This window comes from Alteromonas sp. MMG017 (assembly GCF_018100795.1).
In the GTDB taxonomy this organism is placed as follows: domain Bacteria; phylum Pseudomonadota; class Gammaproteobacteria; order Enterobacterales; family Alteromonadaceae; genus Alteromonas.
Window position 1 is genome coordinate 219124 of record NZ_JAGJDY010000009.1, and the last position, 16637, is coordinate 235760.

Here is a 16637-nt window from a genome sequence, read left to right on the forward strand (position 1 = left end):
GGCTTTTTTTATGAGTAAAGCACATAGCCAAAACTATCTGCTGGGCAATTGACCTAGTCGTTAGAATCGATATTGTGCATATCTAAATTGCTCAATTCTGCTTGCAGAATAGGCGCTTCACGAGACTTTTCTCCACGCGAGATATCAATACGTTCAAGGTAGTCTTGGTCTACATCACCGGTAATATAATTGCCGTCGAAAACAGAGGTTTCAAAACGTTGAATTGAATCGTTTTCTTCTCGTACTGCTTCAACCAAATCAGTGATATCTTGGAAAATAAGACCATCCGCTTGAATAAGGTCAGCTATTTGATCGATTTCTCGGCCATAAGCAATCAGTTCGTTGGCGGAAGGCATGTCGATACCATATACGTTAGGGAAACGTATTTCAGGGGCTGCTGAGGCGAAGTATACCTTTTTAGCACCAGACTCTCTGGCCATCTCAATAATTTGTCCAGAGGTAGTACCGCGAACAATAGAGTCATCAACCAACAACACATTCTTGCCTTTAAATTCAGACGAGATAGCATTTAGTTTACGGCGCACAGACTTCTTACGCATAGTTTGGCCAGGCATGATAAACGTGCGGCCAATATAGCGATTCTTCACAAATCCTTGGCGGTATGGCAACTCTAAGGTATTGGCAATTTGCAGTGCCACATCCATAGAGGTTTCAGGAATAGGAATAACAACATCAATGTCTAAATCGCTCCATTCACGGGCAATTTTTTCACCTAATCTGCGACCCATGTTCACGCGCGAAGCGTAAACTGAAATACCGTCGATAAAACTATCTGGACGTGCAAAGTAAACAAACTCAAAAATACAAGGTGAGGTAATGGGATTCTCAGCACATTGTCTAGTATGAAGCTCACCATTTTCAGTAATGTACACTGCTTCACCCGGCGATACGTCACGGATGAATTGAAAGCCAACTGCATCCAGTGCCACACTTTCAGATGCTACCATCCACTCTTCGCCAAGCTCTGTCATACGCTTACCTAGCGCTAACGGGCGAATACCGTGTGGGTCACGAAATGCCACAATACCCTGGCCGATAATAGCGGCAACAACCGCGTAAGCACCACGAATTTTCTTATGTACTTTGGTGACTACTTCAAAGATATGTTCAGCAGTAACACTCAACCCAGCTACTTGCTGTAGCTCGTGAGCAAGAATGTTTAATAATAACTCTGAATCAGATGTGGTGTTGATGTGACGACGGGCAATTCGAAATACTTCTTCTTGCAGATCGTGAGCATTGGTTAAGTTACCATTGTGCGCAAACGCAATACCAAACGGCGAGTTCACATAGAAAGGCTGTGCTTCTGCTGAGCTCGAGGTGCCAGCAGTAGGATAGCGAACATGCCCAATACCCATATTGCCCGATAAGCGTTTCATATGACGCGTATGAAATACATCACGAACCAAACCATTTGCCTTACGCAAATTAAACATATTTTGGTCGATGGTCATTATTCCAGCAGCATCCTGTCCACGATGTTGGATTACCGTTAAACCATCGTACAAAGACTGAGCTACTGGTGTTTTACCAACTATTCCGACAATACCACACATGTGCGTTACCTATATCAAGCGGGATTTAAGAAACTGGAGGAGCCTTTCACATACGTGAAAAACCACTCAATAATGACACCAAATTCGGGAATAAGTACCGACGTTTGCCACCACTGCGACGAGGCAGCAGCAGAGAAAGTGTCCATGAAAAAGAGAAGCGCGCTAACGATAAGAACTCCGCGGAGCGCTCCAAATACAATGCCTAAAACGCGATCGGTACCTGACAGGCCTGTTGCCTGAACCAGTTGCCCAATTGCAAAATTTAACATGCCGCCTAACATCAGAGTTGATACAAATAAGGCGGCAATGGCAGCGCCATTTCGAAGATACAAATCATCGATGGCAGTAAAGTATACGGCTAAGTCGGCATAAAAATGGCTGGCAATAAAGAGTGCGCCAAACCATACCACAAGAGAGATGGCTTCTTTAACAAACCCTCTAATAAGGCTTATTAAGGTAGATACCGCAACGATACCCAATATGGAAAAGTCTACCCAGTTCATTGTCTCTTAATTGCGTTATAGTCGCGGAAGTTGTTAGTAGCGACATGCCGTTGGCGAGATGGCGCGCATTCTAACAGAAGCCAGAAAAATTACCAATGTGTAATATTTCTGGCCGCTAATTTTTACGGCGTAAAAAGTACTGTGTACCTATCGGTTTACACTATTCTACTTTAAACGTGGTGACCTTACCTTTAAGGTCGGTGAGTTCACGTAAATGGGGCAATGCTGCCTCTAATTTTTGCTTTTCTAAGTCTGGGCCAACAAACACTTTGTTGAGCGGGCCTGAGTTAGTCATTATCCGGCGACTAAACGCACGGTATCCCGCTTTTTCAAGCTTATTCAATAGTGATTTTACGTTCTTCTCATGGCGAAAGCTGCCTAGTTGTATCACCCAGCCTGCGTCATCCACTGTGGATGAGTCTGGTGCTTCAACAACGGTTTGACTAGCTAGAGAGTCTTCCGGCGTTATTGACGCCTCTACGGGCTCAGGTAACGCTTGAGTCTCACTGGGCGCTGACGTTGCGCTTTCATCATCCAGCGCCTTATCGTCCGTTACCGTAACGGGCAACTGTGCAGCTTTAGCTACCCGCTCGCTCGGAAAGGCTTCGGGCTCTACAATGGGTTTCTTAGGAGGACTTGCAGGAACAGATACAAACGGTTCTTTATTGGTTTGCTTCTTGCCATCGAGAAAGTCTGGTAAAAAAATAACTGCCAGCGCCACAATGATGATGGTGCCCACGAGTCTATTCTTTAATGCCGACGTCACTATTATCTCCTGTTGAACTTATTGTTCGTTTTTATTGTTGTTCATTTGCGTTGGTATAATCTAACACTTCAGCCACGGTAACAAAGGAACCAAAGACCAAGATAAGTTCGCCTTCATGGTAATCATTTCGTGCTGCTTTATAAGCACTTGTCACATCAAAGAAGGTTTGGGTACGGCTTTTATCAAGCTGAGCATCCAAAAGTGCACCCGCCAGCACGTCTGCATCGCAGCCTCGAGGGCCTGATGTACTTGCTAGGTACCATTGTGCATTCAGCGACGACAAAGGCGCAAGGGTTTCTACAATAGATTTGTCTTTTAACATACCCACTACTACGCGTATTTTACTTGCGGGGTAACGTGTAAGCCATTCCTGCATTGCTTTAGTTGCTTGGGGGTTATGCGCGACATCCACCACTACTAGCGGGTTGTGACTAATTTCTTGTTGACGGCCGGGTAAACGGGTATTGGCAATGATCTGCCTTATCGCCGTTTCATCTGGTAGTAAGTCTAATAACTCTAGTGCTGCAAGTGCCGTAGCTACGTTTTGCAGCGGAATGTGCGGGTATGGTAGTTGGGTAAATTCAGAATGCTTCCCTTTCCATTGCCATGAAGTGCTAACGCTATTATCTGTTATAGACTCCTCTACAACGGAAAAATCTTCTTGCGCCCATCGCCCATCTACGTTGAACTCTCGCGCAACATCACGCAAAGAGTCTGGTGGCAAAAGCTCACCAATAACGGCTTTACCATTTTTTCGCATAATACCGGCTTTTTCGCGAGCGATGGCTTCGCGGGTATCACCTAGCCAGTCTTGGTGATCGAGGTCGATGGTAGTAATGATGGCTAAATCTGGGTCGAGAATGTTAGTCGCATCTAGCCTTCCCCCCAGTCCCACTTCCAATACGGCCACATCAACACACCAATCCTGCATCATTTTCATTGCCGCTAAGGTGCCGAACTCAAAATAAGTTAACGTGATATCGCCACGGGCTTTTTCGATAAGCTCGAAAGCGCGGCAAAATTCGCTTTCTTCAGCCAATTCACCGTTTAGCCGCACGCGTTCGCAGTAACTCACAAGATGAGGAGAGCTAAATACTGCTACGGTTTTACCTTGCGTAAGCATAGCTTGCTCTAACAAGCGACACGTCGTGCCTTTGCCATTCGTGCCGGCCACGGTTATAAGCAGAGCGTCTTTTAAATGGATACCCATGGCATTGGCCACAGTTTTAACGCGTTCAATCCCCATATCAATGGCACTTGGATGGATAGATTCAAGATGAGAAAGCCACTGACTCAACGAGGTTGTTGAGTCAGTATTTTGATTTTTTTGTGTATTCACTAATTCTGATGATGCAGCTTAAGTAACAAGCCGTGTAATTTATCACGCATTTCTCTGCGGTCAACAATCATATCAATAGCGCCCTTCTCAACAAGGAACTCACTACGCTGGAAACCTTGTGGTAACTTTTCGCGTACGGTTTGCTCGATAACACGAGGACCAGCAAAACCAATCAAGGCTTTTGGCTCAGCAACGTTAACGTCACCTAGCATGGCTAAACTAGCAGAAACGCCACCCATCGTTGGGTCGGTTAGTACAGAAATGTAAGGCAACCCTTTTTTGCTCATTTTTGCCAATGCTGCAGATGTTTTCGCCATTTGCATGAGCGACATAAGCGCTTCTTGCATACGTGCACCGCCACTGGCAGAGAAACAAATAAGAGGTGTGTTGTTTTCAAGACAAGCGTTTACGGCAGCAACAAAGCGAGCGCCTACCACAGAGGCCATTGAACCACCCATAAAGGCAAACTCGAAACTGGCTACTACTACTGGCATACCTTTTAGTTTGCCCTGCATAACAACCAAGGCATCTTTTTCATTGGTTAGCTTTTGCGCGGCTACAATACGGTCTTTATAACGCTTTGAATCTTTGAATTTCAAGATATCTTGTGGTTCGAATTCACCACCAAGTTCTACGCGGTCACCTTCATCAAGAAAGCCGTCTATACGGCGACGGGCCGTAATACGCATATGGTGATCGCACTTAGGACAAACTTCTTGAAGTTTTTCCAACTCGCTTTTGTACAACACAGCTTGGCAAGAGCCGCATTTTGTCCAAATCCCCTCAGGTACATTACCTTTTGTGGATGTTTGCGTACGCGGAAGAATTTTTTGAATCCAGCTCATGGAAAAGGAATCCTTTATATTTATTAGCGCACCGACACTGTTTTTTCATTCGTGCTTTGTGTCAGTACTACATGAATATTTCGGTTACTTTATTGTAGCGCAAGAGAAAAATACGCACTACGTTAGTACAACCACCTAATATAGCGCGCTATTAGACCACAATACAGTAAAATGGAAAAAACAAAACTGGTCTAAGAAGTTGAACGGTAACCCATTGCTACCGTTCAGAGGTATTCAGGCTTTTAAGATTCTGGAAGAAAAAGAGGCCCAAGAGGCGATTTTGGTATGCCGAAGTGCTCAGGGTAAGTTACATCAACCAAATACAACCCGTTAGGTTTAGCGGTAGTAGCGGCTTTAGCACGGTCTTTTAAAGTAAGTAGATGGGCCATCCAATCGACAGGTTGCTCCCCTGCCCCAATGCAAAGCAGTGAACCAGTGATATTTCGTACCATATGATGCAAAAATGCATTCGCACGAATATCCAACACCACATAACGACCTTGTCTATGTACACTCACGCTACTCACTGTTCGGTGTGGCGTTTTGCTTTGACACAGTGATGCCCGAAATGTAGTGAAATCGTGCTCACCTACCAACGCCTGTGCGGCTTCATGCATTTTCTCGGCGTCTAACTCTCGGTATTCGTGAGTCACACCATTGTGCAGGATAGCAGGTCGCATACGTGAGTTATAAATAACGTAGCGATAACGACGGTGAGTAGCCGAAAAGCGGGCGTGAAAATCATCAGAGACAGGCCTAGCCCATGTTACGGCTATTGAGTCAGGCATGTTAGCATTAATGCCAAGTGTCCAAGCACGCTCTGGACGCTCTACATCGCAGTCAAAATGGACTATTTGGCCAGTTGCATGCACACCGGCATCGGTGCGACCAGCACAAAATACTATAATAGGCTTATTTGCGATAACGGTGAGTGCTTTCTCTAGGTATTCTTGCACGCTAGCCACGTCTTTTTGACGTTGCCAACCATGTACCGATGCACCATCATACTCGATGCCTAAGGCGATTCGCCCCATGTTTCAAACACCTCTAAATAGAAAAGCCGCTAAGTGTAGTCATACCGCACTCAACATGCAATTAACTGATGGATTTTAAAATACTCTCAGCTTCTTGCTTTTGTTCTTCACTACCTAGATTCATCACATCTTCGAGTAATTCCTTCGCTGCAACAATATCATCCATTTCTAGATAAACACGTGCAAGGTCGAGGTTAGCGTTTTGCCCAGCATCTTTATCAATATCAATCACGTCATCGGCATCATTAACACCGGTGAAATCAGAAAGGCTTACGTCTAAATCAAGTTCTGCACTGTCTGGGTCTATCTCGTTGTCTTCGCCATCATCCATAAGCGCTTCTACATCCAAGAAGTCTTCTGGCGGTGTACGTGACTCGGCTTCAGCATCGAGATCCACATCGTTTAACAACGCACTTAAATCTAAATCTGGGTTATCTAGCTTAAGTTCAGGCTCTGGGCCATCTTCTAGGTTTAAGCTTTCTGTAGATTCAGTGGTATCAGCTTCAAGGCTTGGTTCATCTGCCTGCTCTGATTCAATGCTTTGCAGTAATTCATCAAATTCTGCACCATCTAAATCGTCAAATATCTCTTCTTGTTCTGATTCTTCAGTACCTGATAACCAGTCATCTAGTCCTGGCACATCTTCTAATTCGTCGAAGTCGCTGGGATCTTTTTCTGTGGCTGACGGCTCTTTATCCGCTGAAGGCTCTTCATTCGCTAAAGGCTCTGGCACCACGCCATCGACTTCATGTTCTAATTCAAACTCGTCAATTTCATCGAAAGCGCTATCAAGAATACTGTCGTCATAGCCGTCGCTTTCTGGCTCTGGCTCTGGCTCTGGCTCTGGCTCTGGCTCTGGCTCTGGCTCTTCAGCATCATCGCTCAACTCACCAAATGTAGGAATATCATCCATCATTTGTTTATCAAACGCCGCTAACGCATCATCAAGCGGGTCGGCTTCGGCTTCGGCTTCGGCTTCGGCTTCGGCTTCGGCTTCGGCTTCGGCTTCGGCTTCGGCTTCGGCAAGAGGCTCATTAGCGTCTGGCTCTATGTCAAAAGTATCTTCTAAATCATCTTCATTAATTTCATCATCAGCGTCGGGCTCGTCTGGCGAAACCTCTTGACCCGTTTCAATGTCAGAATCAAGCTCAGAAAGTAAATCGTCAGTTAGTAGCTCGTCTTCTTCGTCGCTGTCGATTTCTTTATCGCTGTCACTTTCTTCATCGCTCTGGCTTTCTTTATCGCTGTGGCTTTCTTTATCGCTGTGGGCACCATCTACACTTTCGGGGTCGGCTGATTCTAAAGCATCTTCTGAGTCATTCTCTTGGATATCCTCACGGGTATCCTCAAGTGCATCTTCGCTGTCATCGTTATCAAAGTCGAGTTGAGCTTCCGCTGGCGGTACTTCATCTACTATTTCGTCTTCGTTAAACCCATCCACGTCGTCTTGCGACTCGGCTTCTTCTAGCGAAGCTATATCTTGTATTTCTGCTTCAGGATCATCAATGACTTGATCAGCGGAACCTAAAGACTCGAGCTCTTCAAAAGGCTTATCGTCGTCTAAATCTGTTTCATCAGTTTCTAATTCATCTAAAGCTGACTCATCGTCATTTTCGTCTGCTGGACGCGGCTCATCAACAGCAAGCTCGGCCTCTGGCTCACTATCGGCGTTAACAGCCGCTAGCAACTCATCGGCTAATGCATCGTGAGTTTCTTCTTCAACGTCACTCTCAGGCTGCGCACTGTCATCACTGGTAATGGCTTCTTGTTCTTGTTCTAGCTCGAGGCCTGCTGCCTCTGCTGGCTCATCTATTGTTGACTCAACATCTTCTATCGCTTCTTCTTCGATAGGCGTATCGATATCATCTAGCCCGTCGACTTCATCTTCACCGTCAAGCGCAATTTCTTCTGCGGTATCTTCCAGCGCTTCGTCTAGTTCATCTAGCTCTGATTCTTCAGGCTCTGTTGACTGAGCAGTGTCTTCAGGTACGTCCTCAGCAAGCGCGTCATCAACACACTCTTGTTCAACGGGCTCTTCTTCAACATGCAGTTCTTCTGCGGGCTCGTCATCGTCTGCAGGCGCTTCGTCAACAAGGTCTTGGTCAGACTCATCAAAATCATCAACTTCTTGCGGCTCGATTTCATTGTCTAACGGCGCATCGGGCTGAGTTTGTTCAATATCACTGTCGATGCCACTGTCGATATCAGCTTCAAGTTCAGCAAGAAGCTCATCTGCAAGGGCATCGCCGGAATCTGCGTCTTCATCTGATTCAATATCTGCTTCTAGCTCAGCGAGTAAATCATCAGTAAGAGGATCATCAAAGTCACCATCAACTTCTGGAGCTTCAGTAGCAGTGGTTTCTTCTGGCTCATCTTGAGGCGCTTCGTCTGGCTGGTTTTCAGCTTCAAGTTCAGCTAATAAGTCGTCAGTAAGAGGGTCATCAAAGTCGCCATTTTCGTCGAAGGCAGGCGTAGCTTCATCTGCTGCTTCGGGCGCTAATGCATCATCTTCGGAATCAATACCCGCTTCTAGTTCTGCGAGCAAATCGTCCGTTAACGGATCATCAAAATCAGTTTCAGCTAATTCAGGTTCAGCTTCTGGCTCAACACCTTCATCATCCGATTCAATGTCAGCTTCAAGCTCGGCGAGTAAGTCATCTGTGAATGGATCAGCAAAATCATCATCTGCAGATTCATCTTCCTCAGGAGCACTCTCTTCTTCAAGAGTATTTTCATCAAAGCCCAACTCTTCTTCACTTTCTGCCTGCAATTCGGAAATTAAATCATCAGACAGGGGATCAGAGAAATCATTTGCATTCTCCATGTCTTCAACATCAATTTCATCTAGGTCGTCAGTAATATTGTCTAGGCTCTGAATGGCTTGTGGCGAAGGTGCTGAAGCCACAGACTCTATCGCTTCCTCTTCACTTTCGCCGTCTTCAGCGCTTTCATCGCCGGCTTCGTCTAAGCCACCCATCATTTCTATTTGCTCAATCTCGTTGAGCAAATCATCGGTAATACGATCGAGTTCTTGGTTCTGCTGATTAATTTCATCATCAAGCTTATCAATCATATCTTCATTGATAAGCTCATCTTTACTGTCTAGCTCATCTAGCAGTGTTGGCTCTGGCGCATTTTGTTCAAGTAAATCATCAATACTGATTTCAGGTGTTTCGTCTTCGTCATCAACACTGGGTAAGGTGGCAGTATCTTCTTCGCTTTCATTCGATGCAGACTGTGCGGCTTCAAAAATGTCGTCTACTGAATCACTCGTGGCGGCTTCTGCCATTGCGCCATCTAAAATATCATCAATATCAAAGTCGTCATCTAAGGCGTCGGGTTCAGACGCATCTGGCGCTTCTTCAATATCGGTTTCGTCTTGCGCTTCGTCTAACTCTTCACCAAGGTCTGAGTCTAAAGAATCGTCAAAGCCAGCTAGGTCATCATCGTCATCACCAGATAAATCAAACCCTTCTAAACTGTTGTTTTCGTCTTCACTCAGCTTATCGGACAAATCATCATCATCGAACAAACTATCTAGCTCGTTCTGATCAAGCTCTTCGCTGCCCGACTCAAATAAATCATCGGTATCGTCTTCTGGCACCAACATGTCATCATCAAGGTCGCCGAAGGTTTCTAAATCATCATCAAGACTTTCTTCTAGTTCAGAGGTAAGCACATCATCAAGCAAGTCGTCGTCGTTGAAAAGATCGTCATCCGTCAGCTCCATGCTATCGCCAAGATCTGGCTCCAGTGCACTGGCCAAGTCAGCCATGTCAGTATCTGGTACTGGTACATCATCAGAGATTTCTGGAACTTCAGGTGCTTCCGCAGCTTCAGCTGGCTTACGTTTCAACAACCAAGCAATTAGCCCGCCTACCAATAATAAGGTAAGAATGCCGGAACCTATAATCAGAAGCATCGGGCTAGAAAGCGAACTCCACATCGATTTTTGTTTTTCTGCTTCTCGCTGCATTTGCTCGGCTTTCATCATATCGAGCAGCTCTTGCTGTAGCGCCACTTGCGTATCTATTTGTGATTTAACATCGCCTTCAACCTGATTACGAAGCTCTTGAAGTTCACCGTTGACCTCGTCTACTCGTTCATACAGTTTGCGATTTTCATTTAACAAGGCTTCCACGTTTTCTAAAGACGCAGCAAATTGCATCCGAAGTTCATCAAACTGACGGGTTTGCTCTTGATCTAAACGCGTTATTTTCTGCTCTATATTGGATTGGGTTTGGCTTAAATCGTTTTGATTTACCAAAGGCGCAGGCGGCTTGATGTTTCGTACGCTGCTACCGGGTTTATTTAGCAACTCAGCGAAGGTTCGCTCGTCACTTTCTGCTCGAATTTGTGCTTGTCTAGCATCGATACGAGAAATATACCGTTCTGAAGGCAACTTCAGCATTGAACCATCAACTAATAAATTTAAGTTCTGCTGTTCAAATGCATTGGGGTTAAGTTCGTAAATAGCTGACATAACCTGATAAACCGACAGGTTATTATTTTGACGATAACGCTCAGCTATACGCCAAAGGGTATCTTGAGAATCAATGGGGCCGTATTCTAATCCAGAATACTGGCTGGTCGCGTTCTTGGGCCCTTTCAGCAGGGTAGCGCGTTCCTGTGCATCGACATTATTGTGGGGGGCTAGTAAACATAAAGTAAGTAAAACTAAGCCCGTCAAATGCAATTTCATAGCAATCCTATATGCCCTCAAGCGTCAACACCACCAAGTGTCATGGTGGAGATTCGTAGCTAAACCTCTTTTCATTGGCGCTTAAATGCGGCAAACGGGTTCAGCTTTTTATTCTTATCATTTGATAGCGCCTGCGCACGAATGAAAATGCCCTATCAATACAGATTTTCTACATTGCTTACCGCTATTTTTTACCTTTATTGATGTATCGACAACATCACTTAGGCCAACGGTATTTTTAATCTGGTTTAGGAAACTATAAACCAGTTATTAATGGCAATCTAGTTAGCCCTTCTGTTTTCGGTATCTATTTGTTGAATATCGATATAACTGCTTATCGGCCGAGTAAGCAAAATGTTTACTTACTCGGCGAAATCAATGTTATATGCCCTACTTTGAGCTTTGCCTATTTATCCTATTATTACAGGTAATCGCGAATTAGGGTTTCAGCAATTTGAATACTGTTGGTTGCCGCACCTTTACGGATATTGTCTGACACCACCCAAAGGTTAAGACCACAGGGGTGAGTAATATCGTTTCGAATACGTCCAACGTGAACCATATCATTGCCGCTAGCACTGCTTACCTGAGTAGGAAACTGGTCGGCAGCATCATAAACTTTAACCCCAGGGGCATCTGCAAGTAATTGCTTAACCTGTTCGGCATCTATTGGCGCGCGAGTTTCTAAGTGAATGGCTTCACCATGCCCGTAAAACACAGGTACTCTTACTGCGGTCGCATTAACCAAGATGCTGTCATCGCCCATAATCTTTTGCGTTTCCCACACCATTTTCATTTCTTCTTTGGTGTAGTCATTGTCTTGAAACGCATCAATTTGAGGAATAACGTTAAAGGCGATTTGACGGCTAAACGCTTTTGTTTCAAGTTCTCGCGCATTTAGCAGGCTAGCAGTTTGCTTCACCAGCTCTTCCATGGCTTCTTTTCCTGCCCCCGATACCGACTGATACGTACTCACGTTAATACGGTCAATACCTACAGCATCATGTATTGGCTTCAACGCCACCATCATTTGAATGGTTGAACAGTTCGGATTGGCAATAATATTTCTGTTACGAAAGTCAGCCAGTACGTGTGCATTAACTTCTGGCACTACAAGCGGAATGTCTGGCTCGTATCTAAATTCAGATGTGTTATCAATAACAATACAGCCTGCATCAGCTGCACGTGGCGCGAATTCAGCAGAAATGCTGCCGCCTGCTGAGAAGAAGCCAAACTGTACCAACGACCAATCGAAAGTATCTGCATCCAACACTTCTACATCTTCGCCCTTGAAGCTAATACTGGTTCCCGCTGAACGTTTGCTGGCTAGTGGATATAAACGATTTACTGGAAAGCCACGCTCTGCCAGTAGTTCTATCATGGTTTGCCCAACTAGACCGGTCGCGCCTAATACGGCAACGTCAAAGGCTTGTGACATAAGTGTTGTTTCTCCTATTAATGGTATAGCTTAAAATTAGAAGGCGTTAGGCTGGCAAACTAGGCTTGCACCAAAAAGCCTAACCCTTTCAATTGCTGTTTAATTTCATCTGAGGTGTTACTGGGTAATATTAGCGTATACGCACTGCATTCCCGTCGCACCCGATAGCTTTTGCGCATAGTAGCAAAGGTGTGGCTAATGCTGGCAGTAATTTCTTCGCTATCTGCACTTTCATTTTGCTGTTTTTCCAGCGCTTCCCTTAACCTTTCCCGAAAGGCGGTATCGTCATCACGCAAGTTATAAACCTGTAGCATTAACCCTATTAAATCTTGTTTCGATAAAACGGAAGCTGACGCAGACGAAAATTCTACTTTGATGGGTTCAACAGCGGATAAATACTCGCCAAGGGTTTTAGTGCTTGGTTCTTCCAGCAAATTGCATATTTGTTCGTAAACATACTGGGTACCGCGCACTTTTCCCTCTACTGAATGCCCAGCAATATGAGGAGTCATTAACCAACAATACTGCACTAGTTCGGGGTTGATGGCCGGCTCATTTTCAAATACATCTAACACTACTGTGGGCGCGTTTGGTTGTTTAAGCCTATTTAACAAAGCCTGTTCATCAATCACTTCACCGCGGCACGCATTAATAAGCAACTGATTGCTAACAAGCTGTTCTAGCACATCAGCATTAATCAACTTACCTGTGGTGTGGCTGCCTGACTTCACATAAGGCACATGAAGCGTGATTACATCACAACCGATAATGTCTTGAAAATCAACGAAAGTTCGTGGGTCATCCGCTACACTTAATGGGGGATCGCACAACTTGTATTCAATGTTCAATGCGGCTAATCGTTTAGCCAAGGCTGTACCTACATGCCCTGCCCCCACAATACCCACGGTAATAGCATTAATGTCTATTTTACCTGCACGGTCGGCCAAAAATAATGCGCTTAGCACATATTCGGCCACGGCCACGGCGTTACAGCCACCGGCTGAATTCCAGCTAATTCCCTGACTATCAAGCCAGGCTTTATCCATGTGATTAGTGCCAGAGGTGGCGGTGGTAACGAATTGAAGTTGCGAAGCTTGGCTCAGCAACACTTCATTGACTTTGGTGGTAGAACGCACAGCCAAGATATCCACGTTTTTGATATCTTCCGGAGTAAGGGTTTGCCATGCATAACGACTTACGTCACCTAAGCCACTGAAGTATTCGTGGCCTAAAGGAATAGTGTCTTCAAAGAGTATTTTCATGATGCTAAGTTTACCTCAATCCTACGGATTAGTAACCTTGAGCACCATGAATCAACACTGTTTTTTAGTCTAATTTAGCGCTTATTCGTCGAAACCAGGGAATCGACGTGCAACCCGCCGTTTAATACCCGGCCAAGCTAGGCTGCCACCCGCTTGCTTGGTTACCTCTGACGCTTGAGCGCGGATCCCTTGCAAAATAGCAGAATGGATTGGAATTAACTTCTGACCTGTAGCTTGTGCTTTTAACTGAATTTCGCAGGTTCGCTGAAAAATGAACATAAATAAAAACGCATCGGCAATGTTGTCGGCACAGGTAAGCAGGCCGTGATTTCGTAAAATCATAAATTGCGTATCACCTAAATCACGTACTAGGCGCGCTTTCTCATCAGGGTTCAAGGCTACGCCTTCATAGGCGTGGTAAGACAACGAGGCCATCGGGAACAAAGACTGCTGCGAGTAGGCTTGTAGTCCTTCCTCTAGTACTGAAAGTGCTACCCCTTCGGTGGTATGCAAATGCATAACGCACTTCGCATCGTCTCTAGCTTCGTGTACCGCACTGTGAATAGTAAAGCCCGCAGGGTTGATGTCGTACTCACTTTCCATCACCTTATTGCCGTGTAAGTCTACCTTTACCAAACTTGACGCTGTGACTTCATCAAACATCATTCCGTAAGGGTTTATTAAAAAGTGATGCTCAGGCCCTGGTACCCTTGCAGATATATGAGTAAAAATTAAATCGTCCCAACCGTACATGGCCACAGCGCGATAACACGCCGCTAAATCTACACGGGTTTGCCATTCTTGCTCACTCACCTGAGTTTTTACTTCTGAACTCATCTTTCGTCTCCACCATTTTTTTTCTACCTTACGCCTAAATTACAGGCTAAACTGTCGGATAAACGACACTGTAATAAAAATGTTAACTCAAGAATACTCAACCGTTTTAACCAGCTCGATGTGGTTTTCTTCACTCCCTGAAAACTTGCAATGCGCCTTGCTCGATAAGGTACGTGTTCGTCATTTAAAAGCAGGTCAACAACTGCATGCTAAAGGCGAGGAAGGCATTGGTTTTTACGGTGTATGTGAAGGCCGCTTGCGTGTAATGAATATTGGCGCCAATGGCAAGGAAATGCTGTTTGCCTTGCTAGGGCCGGGCACCTGGTTTGGTGAAATCTCTCTGTTTGACGATTTACCTCGTACCCACAATAGTGTGTGCGAAATAGATACCGTTATTGCGGTTATCCCCAAAAATGCCTTTAACGCAGTGTTAAAGGCACACCCTGAGCTTTACCCTCACTTTGCCCGCCTGCTTTGTTCTCGAGTAAGAAGCGCGTTTCAATTTATCGATTCCAGCGCGGGGCTAAATTTACAACACCAGTTAATTAAGCGCCTACTGATGCTAACCACCAGTTATGGCCAGCATTTACCCCAAGACAGCGCCATTACCTTAACTTTATCGCAAGAGTCTTTAGCGCAGATGATAAACAGTAGCCGACAGACGGTGAATCAGCTCTTAGGTGATTTACAAAACCAAGGATTACTGCATTTACATTATGGGAAAATAACGATTAGTCGCCCAAACGCTTTGTTCGCATTGCTTGTAGATGAAGATTGATAAAAAAGCAGTGGTAGGTAAAAACTGACAGAAAAACACCAGAGGTGGACGTGCAGCTAAAAAATAAAAGTCAGGATACGAATACTTAAGGGTTATGGGGTTAGTAATATTGAGTGAAAAACGATGACTCGATGGGGAATATCAAGCCCCCCCACCAAGCCTATCAGCAAGTCTGATACAGACTTGCTTACCGCTATTGTTTAGCCTTGGTAACGCTGCATCACTAACGTTGCGTTAGTGCCGCCAAAACCAAAGCTATTAGACATAACCGTGTTCAACGTTGCTTCACGTGCTTGTGTAACAATGTCGAGACCAGCTGCTGCATCGTCTAGGGTATCGATGTTAATTGATGGCGCAATAAAATTGTTTTCCATCATCAACAAGCTATAAATAGCTTCGTTAACCCCAGCTGCACCTAATGCATGACCCGTTAGTGATTTTGTTGCACTAATTGGCACGCCAGATTGACCGAACACTTCCTGAATAGCCGCCAGTTCTTTCACATCACCTACTGGTGTTGACGTACCGTGGGTGTTCAAGTAATCGATGGGTGCAGACACATTTTGCATGGCCATTTTCATACAACGGATTGCGCCTTCACCTGATGGTGCCACCATGTCGAAGCCATCAGAAGTTGCGCCGTAGCCAACCACTTCACCGTAAATTTTTGCGCCACGGGCTAATGCATGCTCAAGCTCTTCAACCACAACCATACCGCCACCGCCAGAGCTAACAAAGCCATCGCGGGCTGCATCGTAAGTACGTGATGCTACTGAAGGGTTGTCGTTATATTTAGAACTCAGTGCGCCCATGGCGTCGAACTGACTTGACAGTGCCCAGTGTAATTCTTCACCGCCACCTGCAAATACAACTTCTTGCTTACCCAGTTGAATAAGCTCCATGGCATTACCAATACAATGTGCACTGGTGGCACAAGCTGATGCGATTGAGTAGTTTACGCCACGAATTTTAAACGGTGTAGCAAGACACGCTGAAACCGTAGACGCCATACAACGAGGTACCATGTAAGGCCCAACACGTTTTACGCCTTTTTCACGCAGAATATCTGCAGAAAGCACTTGGTTTTCAGAAGACGCGCCGCCAGAGCCAGCAATAATACCCGTGCGATCGTTAGAAATATCGCTATCTTCAAGGCCTGAATCTTCAATCGCTTGTTGCATAGCAACATAAGCATAGGCCGCCGCATCACCCATAAACCGCATAGCTTTGCGGTCGATGTGCTCTTTAAGGTCGATATCGATATTACCCCACACTTGGCTTCTTAAGCCCATCTCAGCGAACTGCTCAGAGTGTGTAATACCTGACTTACCTGCTTTTAATGAAGCAAGTACATCTTGTTTATTGACGCCGATGCTTGAAACAATTCCAAGACCGGTGATAACTGCTCTTCTCATAGTTTACCCTTTGCGTTGATGCGGCTATGGTAACGATTTTGATTGGTAAAGTGGTCTGCTTTGCAGCTAAAGACCCAGCACTTCACTTTTTCTAACCGCATCCTGATGCATTTGCTTTAATTATTTTTGCGCCACGTGAAT

The 16637-nt window shown here is 45.2% G+C and carries 12 protein-coding genes; 1 reads left to right on the top strand and 11 read right to left on the bottom strand.

Going from position 1 to position 16637, the window contains the following annotated elements; translation table 11 throughout:
* Window positions 1-53 precede the first annotated feature (53 nt).
* The 10 genes from purF to J8L84_RS15295 all read right to left on the bottom strand — a co-directional run bounded on the left by purF (window position 54) and on the right by J8L84_RS15295 (window position 14303).
* A complete protein-coding gene (gene purF, locus J8L84_RS15250; protein ID WP_013783506.1) occupies window positions 54-1577 on the bottom strand; it encodes an amidophosphoribosyltransferase in 1524 nt (507 codons plus the stop codon).
* A 14-nt stretch (window positions 1578-1591) separates the two neighbouring features.
* Entirely contained in the window at window positions 1592-2080 is a 489-nt protein-coding gene (locus J8L84_RS15255) for a CvpA family protein (protein WP_013783505.1), read from the bottom strand.
* Window positions 2081-2240: 160 nt separating this feature from the next.
* Complete coding sequence (locus J8L84_RS15260; protein ID WP_211071422.1) at window positions 2241-2846, bottom strand: SPOR domain-containing protein; 606 nt, start codon at window positions 2844-2846, stop codon at window positions 2241-2243.
* 31 nt (window positions 2847-2877) lie between these two features.
* Window positions 2878-4185, bottom strand: coding sequence for a bifunctional tetrahydrofolate synthase/dihydrofolate synthase (gene folC / locus J8L84_RS15265; protein ID WP_211071423.1), 1308 nt, complete (start codon window positions 4183-4185; stop codon window positions 2878-2880).
* The gene (accD, locus tag J8L84_RS15270) at window positions 4185-5030 is read right to left on the bottom strand and encodes an acetyl-CoA carboxylase, carboxyltransferase subunit beta (RefSeq protein WP_057790975.1); all 846 of its coding nucleotides are present in this window, start codon (window positions 5028-5030) and stop codon (window positions 4185-4187) included. The genes folC and accD overlap by 1 nt, the downstream gene beginning before the upstream one ends.
* A gap of 242 nt (window positions 5031-5272) precedes the next feature.
* Window positions 5273-6064, bottom strand: a complete 792-nt coding sequence (truA, locus tag J8L84_RS15275) for a tRNA pseudouridine(38-40) synthase TruA (RefSeq protein ID WP_057790973.1) — start codon at window positions 6062-6064, stop codon at window positions 5273-5275.
* A 61-nt stretch (window positions 6065-6125) separates the two neighbouring features.
* The gene (locus tag J8L84_RS15280) at window positions 6126-10766 is read right to left on the bottom strand and encodes a FimV/HubP family polar landmark protein (RefSeq protein WP_211071424.1); all 4641 of its coding nucleotides are present in this window, start codon (window positions 10764-10766) and stop codon (window positions 6126-6128) included.
* 421 nt (window positions 10767-11187) lie between these two features.
* Complete coding sequence (locus J8L84_RS15285; RefSeq protein WP_057790969.1) at window positions 11188-12204, bottom strand: aspartate-semialdehyde dehydrogenase; 1017 nt, start codon at window positions 12202-12204, stop codon at window positions 11188-11190.
* A 59-nt stretch (window positions 12205-12263) separates the two neighbouring features.
* Window positions 12264-13466 (bottom strand): 4-phosphoerythronate dehydrogenase, encoded by a 1203-nt coding sequence (locus J8L84_RS15290; RefSeq protein ID WP_211071425.1) that lies wholly within the window; start codon window positions 13464-13466, stop codon window positions 12264-12266.
* Window positions 13467-13547: 81 nt separating this feature from the next.
* Window positions 13548-14303: a class II aldolase/adducin family protein gene (locus J8L84_RS15295; protein WP_211071426.1), complete on the bottom strand. Its 756-nt coding sequence runs from the start codon at window positions 14301-14303 to the stop codon at window positions 13548-13550.
* 79 nt (window positions 14304-14382) lie between these two features.
* On the opposite strand from J8L84_RS15295, the gene J8L84_RS15300 reads away from it, so the two are divergent.
* Window positions 14383-15081, top strand: a complete 699-nt coding sequence (locus tag J8L84_RS15300; protein WP_211071427.1) for a Crp/Fnr family transcriptional regulator — start codon at window positions 14383-14385, stop codon at window positions 15079-15081.
* Window positions 15082-15281: 200 nt separating this feature from the next.
* Here J8L84_RS15300 and fabB read toward each other — a convergent pair whose 3' ends face one another.
* On the bottom strand, window positions 15282-16496 hold the full coding sequence (gene fabB / locus J8L84_RS15305; protein WP_211071428.1) for a beta-ketoacyl-ACP synthase I: 1215 nt from the start codon (window positions 16494-16496) through the stop codon (window positions 15282-15284).
* Window positions 16497-16637: the final 141 nt, after the last annotated feature.